The organism is Winogradskyella wichelsiae (assembly GCF_013403925.1).
Taxonomy (GTDB): Bacteria; Bacteroidota; Bacteroidia; order Flavobacteriales; family Flavobacteriaceae; genus Winogradskyella; species Winogradskyella wichelsiae.
On sequence record NZ_JABFDJ010000003.1, the window covers coordinates 99,481 to 114,851 of the forward strand.

General features: G+C 33.4%; 13 protein-coding genes. 8 read left to right on the forward strand and 5 right to left on the reverse strand.

Features of this window, described 5'->3' with window-relative positions:
* Positions 1 to 27: 27 nt before the first annotated feature.
* The 3 genes from HM985_RS07715 to scpA are packed head-to-tail and all read left to right on the forward strand — an operon-like array spanning position 28 to position 5,371.
* Entirely contained in the window at positions 28 to 1,353 is a 1,326-nt protein-coding gene (locus tag HM985_RS07715) for a sodium ion-translocating decarboxylase subunit beta (RefSeq protein ID WP_179375705.1), read from the forward strand.
* Between the two features lie 31 nt (positions 1,354 to 1,384).
* Positions 1,385 to 3,184 carry a methylmalonyl-CoA mutase family protein gene (locus HM985_RS07720; protein WP_179375706.1) on the forward strand — a complete coding sequence of 600 codons (1,800 nt, stop codon included), beginning with the start codon at positions 1,385 to 1,387 and terminating at the stop codon, positions 3,182 to 3,184.
* 51 nt (positions 3,185 to 3,235) lie between these two features.
* A complete protein-coding gene (gene scpA, locus HM985_RS07725; protein ID WP_179375707.1) occupies positions 3,236 to 5,371 on the forward strand; it encodes a methylmalonyl-CoA mutase in 2,136 nt (711 codons plus the stop codon).
* Between the two features lie 173 nt (positions 5,372 to 5,544).
* On the opposite strand, the gene HM985_RS07730 is transcribed toward scpA, so the two are convergent.
* Together HM985_RS07730 and meaB are read right to left on the reverse strand one after the other, a co-directional pair.
* Positions 5,545 to 6,300: an acyl-[acyl-carrier-protein] thioesterase gene (locus tag HM985_RS07730; protein ID WP_218843386.1), complete on the reverse strand. Its 756-nt coding sequence runs from the start codon at positions 6,298 to 6,300 to the stop codon at positions 5,545 to 5,547.
* Positions 6,301 to 6,334: 34 nt separating this feature from the next.
* The gene (meaB, locus tag HM985_RS07735) at positions 6,335 to 7,339 is read right to left on the reverse strand and encodes a methylmalonyl Co-A mutase-associated GTPase MeaB (protein WP_179375708.1); all 1,005 of its coding nucleotides are present in this window, start codon (positions 7,337 to 7,339) and stop codon (positions 6,335 to 6,337) included.
* 325 nt (positions 7,340 to 7,664) lie between these two features.
* Between meaB and HM985_RS07740 the strand changes: the two genes are divergently transcribed.
* The 5 genes from HM985_RS07740 to HM985_RS07760 all read left to right on the forward strand — a co-directional run bounded on the left by HM985_RS07740 (position 7,665) and on the right by HM985_RS07760 (position 13,577).
* The gene (locus HM985_RS07740) at positions 7,665 to 8,996 is read left to right on the forward strand and encodes a TolC family protein (protein WP_179375709.1); all 1,332 of its coding nucleotides are present in this window, start codon (positions 7,665 to 7,667) and stop codon (positions 8,994 to 8,996) included.
* A 75-nt stretch (positions 8,997 to 9,071) separates the two neighbouring features.
* Entirely contained in the window at positions 9,072 to 10,274 is a 1,203-nt protein-coding gene (locus HM985_RS07745) for an efflux RND transporter periplasmic adaptor subunit (RefSeq protein ID WP_179375710.1), read from the forward strand.
* 6 nt (positions 10,275 to 10,280) lie between these two features.
* Positions 10,281 to 11,024, forward strand: a complete 744-nt coding sequence (locus HM985_RS07750) for an ABC transporter ATP-binding protein (protein WP_217363304.1) — start codon at positions 10,281 to 10,283, stop codon at positions 11,022 to 11,024.
* Between the two features lie 2 nt (positions 11,025 to 11,026).
* Positions 11,027 to 12,247, forward strand: a complete 1,221-nt coding sequence (locus HM985_RS07755; RefSeq protein WP_179375711.1) for an ABC transporter permease — start codon at positions 11,027 to 11,029, stop codon at positions 12,245 to 12,247.
* Between the two features lie 79 nt (positions 12,248 to 12,326).
* Positions 12,327 to 13,577 (forward strand): Lcl C-terminal domain-containing protein, encoded by a 1,251-nt coding sequence (locus HM985_RS07760; RefSeq protein WP_179375712.1) that lies wholly within the window; start codon positions 12,327 to 12,329, stop codon positions 13,575 to 13,577.
* 129 nt (positions 13,578 to 13,706) lie between these two features.
* Here the strand turns inward: HM985_RS07760 and HM985_RS17400 are convergent, their stop codons facing one another.
* The 3 genes from HM985_RS17400 to HM985_RS07770 form a co-directional block, all read right to left on the reverse strand.
* Positions 13,707 to 13,880, reverse strand: coding sequence for a DUF6688 family protein (locus tag HM985_RS17400; protein WP_317167131.1), 174 nt, complete (start codon positions 13,878 to 13,880; stop codon positions 13,707 to 13,709).
* A 164-nt stretch (positions 13,881 to 14,044) separates the two neighbouring features.
* Positions 14,045 to 14,551: a phosphate ABC transporter permease gene (locus HM985_RS07765; protein ID WP_179375713.1), complete on the reverse strand. Its 507-nt coding sequence runs from the start codon at positions 14,549 to 14,551 to the stop codon at positions 14,045 to 14,047.
* A 141-nt stretch (positions 14,552 to 14,692) separates the two neighbouring features.
* A complete protein-coding gene (locus tag HM985_RS07770) occupies positions 14,693 to 15,292 on the reverse strand; it encodes a GNAT family N-acetyltransferase (protein ID WP_179375714.1) in 600 nt (199 codons plus the stop codon).
* Between the last annotated feature and the right edge of the window lie 79 nt (positions 15,293 to 15,371).

Genomic DNA, 15,371 nt, shown 5'->3' on the forward strand with positions numbered 1-15,371 from the left:
ATACTAACCATTAGTTAAAAGAAAAAAATGAAAAAACTAATTATAATATTTAGTGTTTTGTCATTACTGATTTTTATTAAACCAGTACTTGGATTAGGCACAAATATAAACGCAGTAGACAGTGCAACCGTATCTACAACGCAAGTAGTAGACAATGCAGATGATGAAAGTGTTCTAGATGGTGCATTTAAAGGTATAGAGAAATTTTATAATTATACCGGATTTGCAAATGCAACATCAGGACATATTTTAATGATTTTTATAGGAATCATTTTTATATACTTAGGAATTAAATACGATTATGAACCCTTATTATTAATACCAATTGGGATTGGTGTTATTATAGGAAATATTCCTTTCGTTGCAGGAAATCAAACAGGAATCTATGAAACAGGATCTGTTTTAAACTACCTCTATTTTGGTGTGGTAAAAGGGATCTATCCACCACTTATTTTCTTAGGAATTGGGGCAATGACGGATTTCTCATCCTTAATAGCAAATCCAAAACTAATGTTATTAGGCGGTGCTGCACAAATTGGTGTTTTTGCTACGTTTTTAGGTGCTCTTTATTTAGGATTTAACCTTCCCGAAGCAGGTGCTATAGGAATTATTGGTGGTGCAGATGGACCAACAGCTATATTCCTTTCGTCTAAATTAGCAAACGGTATAAATGTCCTTGCAGATGGTACAACCGTTAAAAATTTAATTGGACCAATCGCTATTGCTGCTTATTCTTACATGGCATTAGTACCTGTAATTCAACCTCCCTTAATGCGTTTATTGGTTTCAAAAAAAGATAGAAAAATTAAAATGAAACCACCAAGAGCGGTAACACAAAAAGAGAAAATGATATTCCCTGTAGTCGCTTTAATTTTAACTTTATTTATTTCACCAAGTGCCTTACCTTTATTGGGTATGTTATTCTTTGGGAATTTATTAAAAGAATCAGGCAGAACTGAGCGTTTAGCAGAAACTGCAAGAACAAAACTGATCGATATCGTAACTATATTATTAGGGGTTACCGTTGGTGCTTCGACACAAGCAGATATCTTTATCACTAAAGATTCGATGTTAATCTTTGGCTTAGGTGCCATATCATTTGTAATTGCAACTATGGGAGGCTTATTATTTGCTAAGTTTATGAATCTTTTCTTAAAAGGTGAGAATAAAATAAACCCTTTAATTGGTGCAGCAGGTGTTTCAGCAGTACCTGATAGTGCAAGGGTTGTTCATACCGAAGGTTTAAAATCAGATCCAAGTAATTACTTGTTAATGCATGCCATGGCACCCAATGTTTCTGGGGTTATTGGTTCTGCAATTGCAGCTGGTATTATACTAAGTTTCTTAGGATAACAACAACGATGAATTAAATAATTTTAATATTATGAATACTAAAAACAAACCACTTTTTTCAGAATTCTCACCTGTTTCAAAAGAACAGTGGATGGAAAGGGTTACAGTAGATTTAAAAGGTGCAGATTTTGATAGAAAACTAGTTTGGAAAAACTTAACAGGTATTAAGATTCAACCTTGCTATACAATTGAAGATAAAATAACACAACTAAAAAATACAGGTGAAAATTCTCAGACTTTAGTCAATTACAGAACCATAGCTGTTACATCTGTTGCTAATGGAAATAAGTTAGCATTAGTCGCTGTTCAAGAAGGTGTTAATGGTCTTATTTTTCAATTAAAAGAAACAGTACCTGTAGCCGAATTATTAAAAGGTATTAATTTAAATGAAATCGCGGTCTCATTTAAATTAAAAAAAAACGCTGTCGCTTTTACCAAAACCTTAGTCGCATTTGCTAAAGAAGCAAAATTAAAAGGATTTATAGATACGGGTTTAATATCAAATTATGTTACAACAGGCGTTTTTGATGACAATGAAATTGATGTTATTGCAGAATTAATAAAGCTCGTCACATATTTTCCTGACTTCAAAGTTATTACAATTTCAGGAACAGAATATTTAGATTCTGGCGCTAATCAAGTTCAAGAAATTGCTTACACGTTGAGTTCTTTGGTTTTTTTAATTGAAAAATTAAAAGAAAAAGGTATTGCTGTTCAAAGCATATTTGATCATTTAAATGTAGAACTTGCTATTGGGTTAGAATATTTTGTTGAAATAGGAAAATTTAGAGCCTTTAACAATTTATTAGCTGAAGTTGCAGCTAAATATGATGTTGTAGATTTCTGTAATACGATGACTGCTAAAACTTCTATTTGGAGCAAATCTGTAACCGATGCTGAAACTAACTTATTACGTTGTACCACAGAAGCAATGGCTGCTATATTAGGAAATGTTGATGGTGTTTTAATTGATGCTTATGATAGAGAGTTTAAAAACCCTTCTGATTTTTCAAGTCGAATAGCTGGTAATATCACCACCATTTTAAGAGAAGAATCTTATTTTGGTAAAGTATCTAATCCTGTTGATGGTTCTTATTATATTGAAGAAGTGAGTTCTAAAATAGCAGAAAAAGCTTTAGAGTTATTTAAAGCGATTGAAAGTGAAGGAGGTTTCTATACCGCTTTTGAAAACGAAACTATTCAACAACAAATCGGTGAAATTCGTTTACAAAAACTAAAATTAATTAGTCAACGTAGAATACCAATGGTTGGGATAAATAAATATCCAAACCTTATGGAAACTGTAGACAAAAAGCTTCTATCAAAAGGGATGACTTCCAACCCAGAAGTATTAACTCCAAGACGCGCATCTCTAGAAATAGAAGCGATGCGTAGAGTTACAGAAGAGTTAGTAGATCAAACCAATGTACGACCTATTGTTCAGTTAGCGAGTTACGGTAATTTAACGATGCGAAAAGCGAGAGCAGCATTTGCTTACGATTTTATGGGCATTAGTGGATTTGATGTTCACCAAGAAGAAAGTTTTGAAAACGCGAATGTAGCTGCTACTGAAAGTGCAAAATCAGAAGCTCATGTGGTTGTAATTTGTAGTTCAGACGAAGACTACGACGCTACAGCTTTAGAGTTTATAAATACATTTAGGAAGCTTAATAAAGACAAAGTATTATTGTTAGCAGGCGCACCAAAAAACATGGACGAATTAACTGAATCTGGCTTAGATGGTGTGGTTAATACGAGAGCAGATATTCTTGTAACACTTTCTTCTATTCAAGAAAAAATCCAAAAAAACTTTAAATCCTTAGAAGTATGATAGCGCTTTTGCGATTGCATATTACTATTGAAATCTCTAAATAAAAACGACATGAAACCCGATTTTTCAGATATAACATTAAATTCAGCTGTAAAACATACCGTTGAAACAAAAGAAGAGACTAAAGAAATTTGGAATACTCCTGAAGGCATTCCTGTAAAAAAACATTTTACAAAAGACGATATTTCAGAAGCAGAACATTTACATTATACAGCTGGTGTGCCTCCTTTTTTAAGAGGCCCTTACAGTGCAATGTATGCCATGCGCCCATGGACAATTCGTCAATATGCTGGATTTTCAACCGCAGAAGAGTCAAACGCTTTTTACAGAAGAAATTTAGCTGCTGGTCAGAAAGGACTTTCAGTAGCTTTTGATTTAGCAACACACCGTGGTTATGATTCCGATCACCCACGTGTAACTGGTGATGTTGGTAAGGCTGGTGTTGCTATAGATTCTATTTTAGATATGGAAATTTTGTTCGATCAAATTCCATTAGATAAAATGTCGGTTTCTATGACTATGAACGGCGCTGTATTGCCAATTATGGCGTTTTATATTGCTGCCGCTAAAAAACAAGGTGTAACATTAGATAAACTTTCAGGAACCATTCAGAATGATATCTTGAAAGAATTTATGGTGCGTAATACTTACATCTATCCACCGGCACCTTCCATGCGTATCATTGGCGATATTTTTGATTACACAACCAAAAACATGCCCAAGTTCAATTCCATTTCTATTAGTGGTTATCATATGCAAGAAGCTGGTGCAACGGCTGATATTGAATTGGCGTATACCTTAGCTGATGGTATGGAATATATTAGAACGGGATTAAAATCAGGTTTAAAAATTGATGAATTTGCACCACGTTTATCATTCTTCTGGGCGGTAGGAATGAATCACTTTATGGAAATTGCAAAAATGCGTGCAGCGCGTATGCTTTGGGCAAAAATCATAAAATCGTTTAATCCTAAAAACCCAAAATCAATGGCATTGCGTACACATAGTCAAACGTCTGGTTGGAGTTTAAGTGAGCAAGATCCTTTTAATAATGTAGCTCGTACGTGTATTGAAGCAATGGCAGCCACTTTGGGTGGTACACAATCTTTACACACCAACGCTTTAGATGAAGCGATTGCTTTACCTACAGATTTCTCTGCAAGGATTGCACGTAATACTCAGATTTTTATTCAAGATGAAACCCAAATGACCAAATCCGTGGATCCTTGGGCTGGTTCTTATTATGTAGAATATTTAACGCAAGAAATTGCTAAAAAAGCATGGACACTAATTGAAGAAGTTGAAGAGCTTGGTGGAATGGCTAAAGCTATAGAAACTGGAGTTCCTAAATTAAGAATTGAAGAAGCGTCTGCTCGCAAACAAGCACGTTTAGATTCTGCACAAGATATTTTAGTGGGTGTCAATAAATTTAAAACCACAGAAAAATCAAATATAGAAATTTTAGATATTGATAATACAGCTGTGAGGGATTCTCAGATTGCGCGTTTAAATAAAATGAAAGCAGAACGTGATTCAGAAATTGTTACTGCGAATTTGAAAGCCTTAGAGGATTGTGCAGGAGGTAAAAAAGGAAATTTACTAGAGCTTGCTGTTGAAGCAGCCGAAAACTTTGCCACTTTAGGTGAAATATCAGATGCTTTAGAAGTACACTTCGGACGCCATAAGGCGGCTACAAAATTAATTAGTGGTGTTTACGGTAAAGAAGTTAAAAGCGATGATACTTTTGCTAAAGCTCAAAAAATGACTGATAAGTTTGCCGAAATTGAAGGCCGGAGACCTAGAGTTATGATTGCTAAAATGGGGCAAGATGGACATGATAGAGGTGCAAAAGTTGTTGCTTCTAGTTTTGCAGATTTAGGTTTTGATGTAGATATGGGAGGGTTATTCCAAACCCCTGAAGAAGTGGCCAAACAAGCCATAGAAAATGATGTGCATTTTGTTGGTGCTTCTAGTTTGGCTGCAGGACATAAAACCTTAATTCCTCAATTAATTAATGAGTTAGAAAAATTAGGAAGACCAGATATCATGGTTTTTGCAGGTGGAGTTATACCAGCTAAGGATTATGACTTTTTATTGGAACGAAAAGTAGTTGCCATTTTTGGACCTGGTACTGTAATATCAGAATCCGCAATTACCATTATGGAAAAATATTTAGAGAAAGAATAAACTCTAAATATAAAATTATCACATTAAGAAGGTTGAAGCACATTTAAAACTAGAGAAGAGAGAATTTTTAAGACCACGCCTAAACTGATACTTGTTATAAATTTTTAACCATAGAAAAGCCTAAACATTATAATTGTTTAGGCTTTGTATTGTTATATTCAGTAAGGTAACCATTAATATTTTTTCCAAATAGTAGTTGCTGTAGCGCAAACTTTATCACTCCCTTTTACTTTTATTGTGTGTTGAAAATTATTTGGGGTATCAAGCGCTTTTGTTAATGAAATAACAGTATCACCAAACTGAGCTTCTGAAATAAAGCGACCATCAATAACATGCAAAAAGTGTGTATTTACAATAGTTTCAGGTATCGATTCAATAACCCATTGTAAATATCGAATATTATTAACGTGCTTATTCATGTCTGTATCAAATCTATGAACCTTAAATTTTCCTGAATAATCAGCTTGTTCTACTGCATTTATTTTCTTCTTAATATTTGTAGCAATAGCACTTTCAGTATAGCAAGACCATTTCTCTTTAATATCTTGAAAAATTGGAGTAGGTTTTCTTTTTTCAATATCGAAAAACACCCATAAGCCTTTTGCACGACCAATAATATTTTGATGTTCATCAAAAATCAGATTTTCTCTGTAACCTTTAATAGTCGAGTAATTAGACAACCAAGTTCTAATCGTAATTTTTTCTTTATAATTTGGATAACGGTCCATCTGTAAGACACCAGAAAATAAGACCCAACCGATATTCTTTTCAAATAAATTAAATAAACTATAATCTATAAAATAACAATGTTCTGCAGCAGTTTCTTCTAATAAGGCTAACATTATAGCTGGTGTTGCTAGCCCTAATTCATTCATCTCAAAATAGCGTAATTCAAACTGCTTGTCAAAATAATTATTAAATGTCATCATCGCAATTTTTTGAAGATTTATAGATGAATTTCTTCTAAAAGGAATTTTTAAATTTCTTAAGAATCTGCAGTGCTGCCTTTACTGGTGATATTTTAGAAGATACAATGTCTTTTTCTAGTTGAACGAGTTCACTTTTAATGTTTTTAGAACCATAAAACATGTGTTTCAATTCTTCATTGATATTATTATACATCCACTTTATTTGCTGATGGTTTCTATTTTTTAAGAAATAACCATTCTCGTCAACTAGTGTTTTATAATTCTGTATCTGATCCCAAACATTAGAAATTCCTGTATGCTTTGTTGATGATGCTGTACTAACTACAGGACTCCAGCCAGATTCTGATAGAGGAAATATATGTAAGGCATTTTGATATTGTCGTTTTGCTATTTTACTATTTGTAATGTTATCTCCATCGGCTTTATTGATGACCACCATATCTGCCATTTCCATAATCCCTTTTTTAATGCCTTGTAGTTCATCACCAGCACCAGAAAGCATTAAGAGTAGAAAGAAGTCCGTCATACCATGTACAGCCGTTTCCGACTGTCCAACACCCACGGTTTCCACTAAAATAACATCGTAACCCGCGGCCTCACAAAGCAACATGGTTTCGCCTGTTTTATTAGCAACACCTCCTAAAGTATCTCCAGTAGAGGAAGGTCTAATGTAAGCTTCTTCTAACATTGATAATTCTTCCATTCTTGTTTTATCTCCAAGAATACTACCTTTAGAGCGCTGACTGCTTGGATCTATGGATAAAATAGCAACTTTATGACCTTCTTTAACCAGATATAAACCAAAGGCTTCAATAAATGTACTTTTTCCAACACCAGGAACTCCTGTAATGCCAACGCGAATAGATTGCCCAGAACTTGGTAATATGTGCTGAACAATTTCTTTTGCTAAGATTTTATCGCTTTCTAAATTACTTTCTATAATTGTAATCGCTCTAGATAATACAACACGATCTCCAGCTAAAACACCATCGATATAAGCTTTTGAGGATAATCTGTTTTTAGGTTTATAATTTTTCATTTTAGTGGTATAATACTCTGTAGTTATCAAGAGATTCTCGGCACTAACAAAGATACAGAATATGCAAAAGACAACATAGTAGAAACAACCTTTTTAAATCATTTTTTTATAAAAAAAGAAAGGTCTTTTTACTTTAAACGAAACATTTTATAAAAAAAATAATAAGACCATTTTATATTAAAACGTCTTGTAGAAGCTATCGTACAAAAATATCTCGTCGATAAAATCTAATGATTTGTATAGGTAATTGATGCTAACTTATATTACAGTTTAAGACTAGGCTTTATAGTTTCACCTTTGAAGTGTTCAATTAAAACACTATAAAATGAAATCATATATACTACTCGTAGTTTTACTTTTTGCAAAGCTCGGTTTTGCTCAAGAAAACCCAACGGATTCATCTCAAAAAATATGGTCTTTAGAAGATTGTATAGCATATGCGATAGAGAATAATATTACAGTAAAAGAAGCGAATTTAAATAAGGAACTTGCTGAAGTTGATTACAGTGCAACAAAATCATCAAGATTACCTAATTTATTTGGAAGTGCATCTCAAAGTTTTTCTAGCGGAAATACTATTGATCCTATTACTAGTGATTATGTAACGGATCAAATTCACAGTACAAATGTAGGCATCAATAGTTCTGTAACTTTATTTCAAGGGAATCAAATTACCAACCAAATTAAGCAAAGTAAATTATTGTTAGATCAGAGTATTCTTGAAGAAGATGTAGAAAAAAACAATATTATTCTAAATATTTTAGAAACCTATTTACAAACGCTTTACAGTAAGGAAAGCATTACAATTGCAGAAAACAATTTAGAGGCTTCAGAGAATGAAGTGGCAAGAGCTAAAGCACGCTTAGATGCTGGAACTATAGCTTTAAGCGACTACACAGAAGCACAAAGCCAAGCGGCAACAAACAGATACAACATTATTGCAGCTAAAAATGATTACCAACAATATATCATTACTCTTAAACAGTTATTAGAATTAACACCTGCAGATGATTTGGAAATTGAAGCTATTTCGGAAAACATGGATGTGGTAAATCTAGAATTAGATAAGCTTGATATTTACAATAAGGCTTTAGGTATTTTACCTGAGATAAAAGCGAGTGATGTTAATATTGCAGCTACAGAGAAAGAATTAGATATTGCTAAAGGTGGGTATTTGCCAACTTTAACATTATCTGGAAGTTTAGGATCTGGTTATACGAGTATTAACGATAACAATTTTACCGATCAATTTGATGTGAATTTTAATCAGCAACTAGGTTTGTCATTGAGTATTCCAATATTCAACAGAAATCAAACTAAAGCTGCAGTGCAAACAGCGACGATTAATATTGAAAAAGCACAAATTCAGAAACAGGCTACAGAAAAGGATCTTTACAAACGTGTAGAAACCGCTTATCAAAATGCAATATCTGCACAAGAGCAAGTGATTGCAGCAGCAGCTTCTAAAGATGCCGCAGAGCAATCTTATGAATTAGCACAGAAAAAATATGAATTAGGAGCCTTGAGTACTACTGATTTAGTCATTAGTCAAAATACGTATACTAACACACAACAGAACTATTTACAATCAAAATACTTAAACGTATTGTATCACCAACTTTTACAATATTATCAAGGAAACGAAATAAAACTATAATCAAAACAAGTATATACGGCACATTTTTATATGTGAAATGTTAGTATTTAATAAGAAACGATAAACAAAACCATCATGAAAAATAAAAAGAAAATAATTATCGGTAGCATTGTCTTAGTCGGGCTAGCTATTGCAGCTTTCAGCTTTTTTAAAGGTGAAGATGCCATCATTATAGAAGCTAAAACGGTTGTTGCTAAAACAGCGAATGTAACCACTATGGTTACAGCAACTGGAACGATTGAACCTATTAATCAAGTCGATGTTGGTACACAAGTTTCTGGTGTGGTAGAAAAGGTACTTGTAGATTATAATAGTGAAGTTAAAGAAGGACAACTTATCGCAGAATTAGATAAAACAAATCTAAAAGCATCACTTACACAAGCACAAGCGTCTTATGATAATGCTGTCAGTCAAAGAAATTACACGCAAACTATTTACGAAAGACAAAAAACATTGTTTAACAATCAGGTGATTAGTAAATCTGATTTCGATGATGCAGAGTATAGCTATCAAACAGCAAAAGGAACCGTAACACAACGTTTATCAGATTTACAATCTGCAAGAACCAACTTAGGTTATGCAAATATTTATTCGCCAATAGATGGTGTTGTATTATCTAGAGATATAGACGAAGGACAAACCGTTGCTGCAAGTTATAGTACACCAACTTTATTCACCATTGCTCAAGATTTAAAACAAATGCAGGTTGAAGCAGATGTTGATGAAGCAGATATAGGAAGTGTAAAAGAAGGGCAACGTGTAGAGTTTACTGTAGATGCTTACATCGGTGAGACGTTTAATGGAGAAGTAACACAAGTACGTTTAGATCCTACAGTGACTTCAAACGTCGTCACCTATACGGTAGTTATTAAAGCTGATAATGAAGATTTAAAATTAAAACCAGGATTAACGGCTACCATTTCAATTTTCACTTTAGAATTAAATGATGTGTTAACAGCTGAAGCTAAAGCTATCAATTTTAAACCTGAAACAGAAACTCTAGCAACTTATAATGCGCATCATAATTTACAAAGCGGAACAACAAGTGCTTCAGCAGATAGTAAAACACTTTGGGTACTTGGCAAGGATAGAAGTATTACTGAAAAAACAGTAACTCTAGGTGCTAGTGATGGTGTAAATGTTCAGATTTTAAGCGGAATTAATGAAGGTGATAAGTTAGTTTATAGTTTAAAAGGAGTTTCTAAATCAGAAGTTAATCCTGCAGGTACAAGCGAAAGTCCATTTATGCCCCAACGTCCAGGAGGAAAGAAAAAGTAAAGAGCCATGAGTAAAGAAATAATTAAAATAGAAGACTTAAAGCGTCAATTTACGATGGGAACTGAAACAGTTCACGCATTAAGAGGAATTTCATTTAGCATTAACGAAGGAGAATTTGTGACCATAATGGGATCTAGTGGATCTGGTAAAAGTACAATGTTAAATATTTTAGGCTGTTTAGATCAACCAACTTCAGGTCTTTATGAAATTGATGGTGTAAAAGTAAAAGACTTAAGTCGAAATGAATTGGCCACCATACGAAACGAAAAGATTGGATTTATTTTTCAATCGTATAATTTATTAGCAAGAACATCTGCTATAGAAAATGTAGAATTACCCTTATTATATAATAGCAAAGTAACTTCTGAAGAGCGAAGGGAACGCGCAGTCAAAGCCTTAGAGATGGTTGGTTTAGGTGATAGATTGCATCATACACCTTCGCAACTTTCGGGAGGACAACAACAGCGTGTTGCTATTGCCAGATCATTGGTAAACAACCCTGTAATGATTCTTGCAGATGAGGCTACAGGAAATTTAGATACAAGAACCTCTTACGAGATCATGTCTTTGTTTCAAGAGTTAAACAAAAAAGGAATTACAATTACGTTTGTAACACACGAGCCAGATATTGCAACATTTAGTAATAGAACAATTGTGTTAAAAGATGGAGATATTATGCAAGATTATTTAAATCATAATATACAATCTGCAGCAGACCAATTAGCTAAATTACCTAAACAAGACGATTAATTATGAGACTATTCAATTTATTCAAAATCGCTACAAAGGCAATCATTCTTAATAAAACAAGAACATTGCTAACTATGTTAGGTATCATCATTGGTGTGGCATCAGTCATCGCTATGTTAGCGATCGGAGAAGGTTCTAAAGAAAGTATAAGAACAACAATTTCTGCAATGGGTTCTAATATGATAACTATTAGACCTGGTGCTGATGATAGAGGTCCTGCAAGAGGAAGTGGAGGAGATGTACAAACCCTAACACTTGATGATTATAATGTTATAAAAGAGAAAGCTACAATGTTAAGTTACATTACACCTGTTGTAAATGGCGGCGGACAAGTAATTAACGGTTCTAATAACTGGCCAAGTACTATTTATGGTGTTAACCCAGAGTATTTAAATATAAAAGTTGTGGATTTACAAAGCGGAAGTATGTTTACTGATGCTGAGGTTCAATCGGCTTCTAAAGTCGCTCTTATTGGGCAAACTGTTGTAGATAATGTGTTTCCTGACGGTAGAGAACCCGTAGGGCAAATGATTCGTTTCGATAATATTCCTTTTAAGGTCATTGGAGTTTTAGAAGAAAAAGGAGAAAACACCTTTGGTCAAGATCAGGATGATGTGGTTATAGCACCATACACCACAGTTCAAAAACGTATTCTAGCCATTGATTATTTAAATCAAGTCATGGCTTCAGCAGTGAGTGAAGATGATGCGCCAGAAGCTGTAACTCAAGTGACTGAAATTTTACGCTCTCAACACAAATTGATGGATAATGAAGATGACGATTTTAGTGTACGTTCTATGGAAGAGTTAATTTCTACATTTAGTTCAACAAGTGAGATGTTAACCATTCTTTTAGTCGCAGTTGCAAGTATATCGTTATTGATTGGTGGTATTGGAATTATGAACATTATGTATGTGTCTGTTAAAGAAAGAACCAAGGAAATTGGACTACGTATGGCTGTTGGTGCTAAAGGTGCAGATATTTTAATGCAGTTTTTAATTGAAGCTATTTTAATTAGTATTACAGGGGGAGTTTTAGGTGTTATTCTAGGGCTTGGAGCAACTGTTTTCATAGAGAAGTTTTTGAATTGGCCTACCAGCGTCGCTTTGTATTCTATTATAATATCTTTTGCTGTATGTGCGATTACAGGTATCTTTTTTGGATGGTATCCTGCAAGAAAAGCTTCTGCTTTAGATCCTATTACAGCGTTACGTTACGAGTAATTAAATTCAAATTAATAATAAAACATATGAAATCTTTAATTTTAAAGTTTTAATACTTTCATCTCTAGCAATATTTGCTATGTCTTGTAAAAGTGATAAAACAACAAAAACACAAGTTGAAAACACACAACAAACTGAAATGGCCAAGAAGAGCTATGTGCAGGTAGCAACAGGACAAGTGTCTCTGTATGATGAAGATGGAAATATAATCACAGATTTAAAGCCAACGGATTCATTATTCGGTCAAGATGCCAATTACCTAAAAGGTAAGAGGATGGCATATCTTAACAATGGAGATGGTACTATTAAAGATCTCAACACAGGATTATCATGGCAAGAAATACCAGCGACAGAAGGTTTTAATTGGCAAGATACTAAGGATTATACCGAAAACCTAGAGCTTGGTGGCTATGATGATTGGAGACTACCAACAACTAAAGAATTATATGCTATTAGCGATTTTAGTGAAGGTTGGCCATATTTAGATACAACTTATTTTTCACTTGTAAATAACGAACATGTCGATAAAAGTGAACAATATTGGGTGAGTGATACTTATGTTGGGCATACCGAAGAAGGACAATATACAGCTGCATTTGGAGTCAATCATGCCACAGGACATATTAAAGCCTATCCTGGTGAAGCACCAAAAGATCGAGGAGAGCGCAAAGGTCCACCCCTTGGAGATCAAAAACCACAAGGTTTAGATAGCGAAAATAAAGAAAAAGGAAATAGACCTCCTCCTCCTGGTAATGGAGAGCGACCAACAGGCAACCCAATGTTAAAACATGTTCGTGCTGTGCGAGGTGATGCTTATGCTGTTAACAATTTTAAAGATAATGGAGATGAAACCATTACAGATAAAGCTACGGGCTTAATGTGGTCTAAAAATGATAGTCGTAAAGGCTTAGATTGGAAACAAGCCTTAATGTATGCAGAAGACTCTAAATTAGCAAATTATAGCGATTGGCGTTTACCAAACATAAAAGAATTACAAGGCATCGTTGATTATGATTATGCACCAGGGGCTCAAGATGCTTCAAAAGAAGGTCCAGCCATAGATCCAATATTTAATACATCAGAAATTACAAATGAAAATAGCGATTTAGATTATCCTTATTTTTGGTCTAGTACTTCTGCAAGATTCCAAAAAGGGAAACCGTATTATTATGCGTGGTATGTGGCTTTTGGACGAGCCGTAAACAACGAAGGCTTAGATTTTCATGGAGCAGGAGCAGTGCGATTTGATACAAAACACGAAAACGGACCAGCAAGTGAAGGCGGAGAGCGTTATTATAACTATGTGCGCTTGGTTAGAAATATAGACTAAATTATATTTTAGATAATAAAAAGCCTCAATAGAGGCTTTTTATTTGAATGATTTTTATTACTTATTATTTCTGAAGTAATTCTTTTTTTGGTTAGGCATAAGATGCAGTCATTTCTTATATGCGCAATTTTAGTTATTATATTGTTGTTTTATTTTTTCTTCGGGCTTGTTACAAAATAAGTATAAACACATTAAGAAAAACCATTCTAAAGGTTTCATTAAGATATAAGTGATGTTTGATAATTTTATGGTGTTTATTTTTGTTGAAATATTATTAGAACTATCATTAATTAAAAATAAAATGAGTTAGGTAAGATACTCAACAGTTTTATGCCTTTTTTTAATAGCTTAAGGATTAGGGATAAAGATAGAAAAAAGAACGAACTTTAGCACTAGGACGTCGGTGTTCTAAGACGTAAGCATATATGCTGTAGCATTTAAATAAGTAACAACATCAATCAACGTAGTTACTCAATTTTATCTAACTCAAAGAGTCCGTGATGTAACATAATTCCAAAAATCCCAGTTTTAGATACAAATTTTTCTTCGTCTATTGTAACTGTGCCACCTTCAATAGTTTTACAAATAAAAAAATGCCCACCATCTAAACATTTCATTGCTCCAGATTTATATAATTCAGTCCAACCAAATTCTTCATATTCATTGTATTGGTCATTAATTAAAAATCTTCGCAATATAACACGCTCTTTTTCTAAATCGTTTTGGTTGACCATGTGCCAACGTAACAAATCAGTTTTATATTTACTTGTAAGATTTTCCGTTTTTGCTTCCGATGCTTTTTGAATAATGTAGATTTGAGAATTTATGGTATCTTGTTGCTCTTCCAAATAAGGTTTTAAATTATACGTTCCACTCCAAATATCCTTTTGCTCTTCATTTGTATTCTGGCTAGATACTAAATGATTTAGAAGTAAAGAGAATATTAAAATAAAAATTGATTTTAAATTCAACATGTCGTTTTATTTAATGTTGCACAACCAGTTTCTAAGAAAAGCATATCCCCAAAAAATAAATAGGCAATTAAATGTTAATCAATGCAGTATATAACGTACTTTATCTATACTACTTATAATATATCTTAAAAAAATATAGGTTTAGTATTCTATAAATTCTGGGAAAATTTCATCTTTGAGTGATTTCCATTCGTCTTTAAGGATGCTATAATAGACTTCATTTCTACTTTTTCCGTTTGAAGCAACATAGTTGTTTCTCAAAACGCCTTCTTTTTTGGCACCTAAATTTTCTATTGCTTTTTGAGCTTTTAAGTTATCTTGATCTGCACTAAATTGTATTCGTTTAAAACCAATAGTTTCAAAACCAAATTGTAGTAATTCAAACTTACACGCTTTGTTTAATCCTGTGCCTTGAAATTCTGTTCCGTACCAAGTCCAACCGATTTCTCCCTTTTTATTTGCGGAATCGACATTACTATATCTTGTACAACCAGCGACTTTATTAGTTGCCTTATCAATAACTAAAAAAGGATAAATTAAACGGTTGTTTTTGTCCTTAATTGTTTTTGCAATATAGTTTTTAAGACCTTGTTCGTTGCTTACACTGATGCCCATAAACTCCCAAATTTCTTTATCGAAGATTATATTTTTGAGTTCTTCATTTCTTTTGTTATCAAATGGTAGAAGTAATACGCTGTCGTTTTCAAGCTGAATGCTAGATTTAAGAATTTTAATTTTCATTTTAGAAGTTTGTTGCCTTATTTGCGTAAGATTATTGACTAGTGCACGAAGGTATGAAAAAGGAATTGCGCAATTAGAA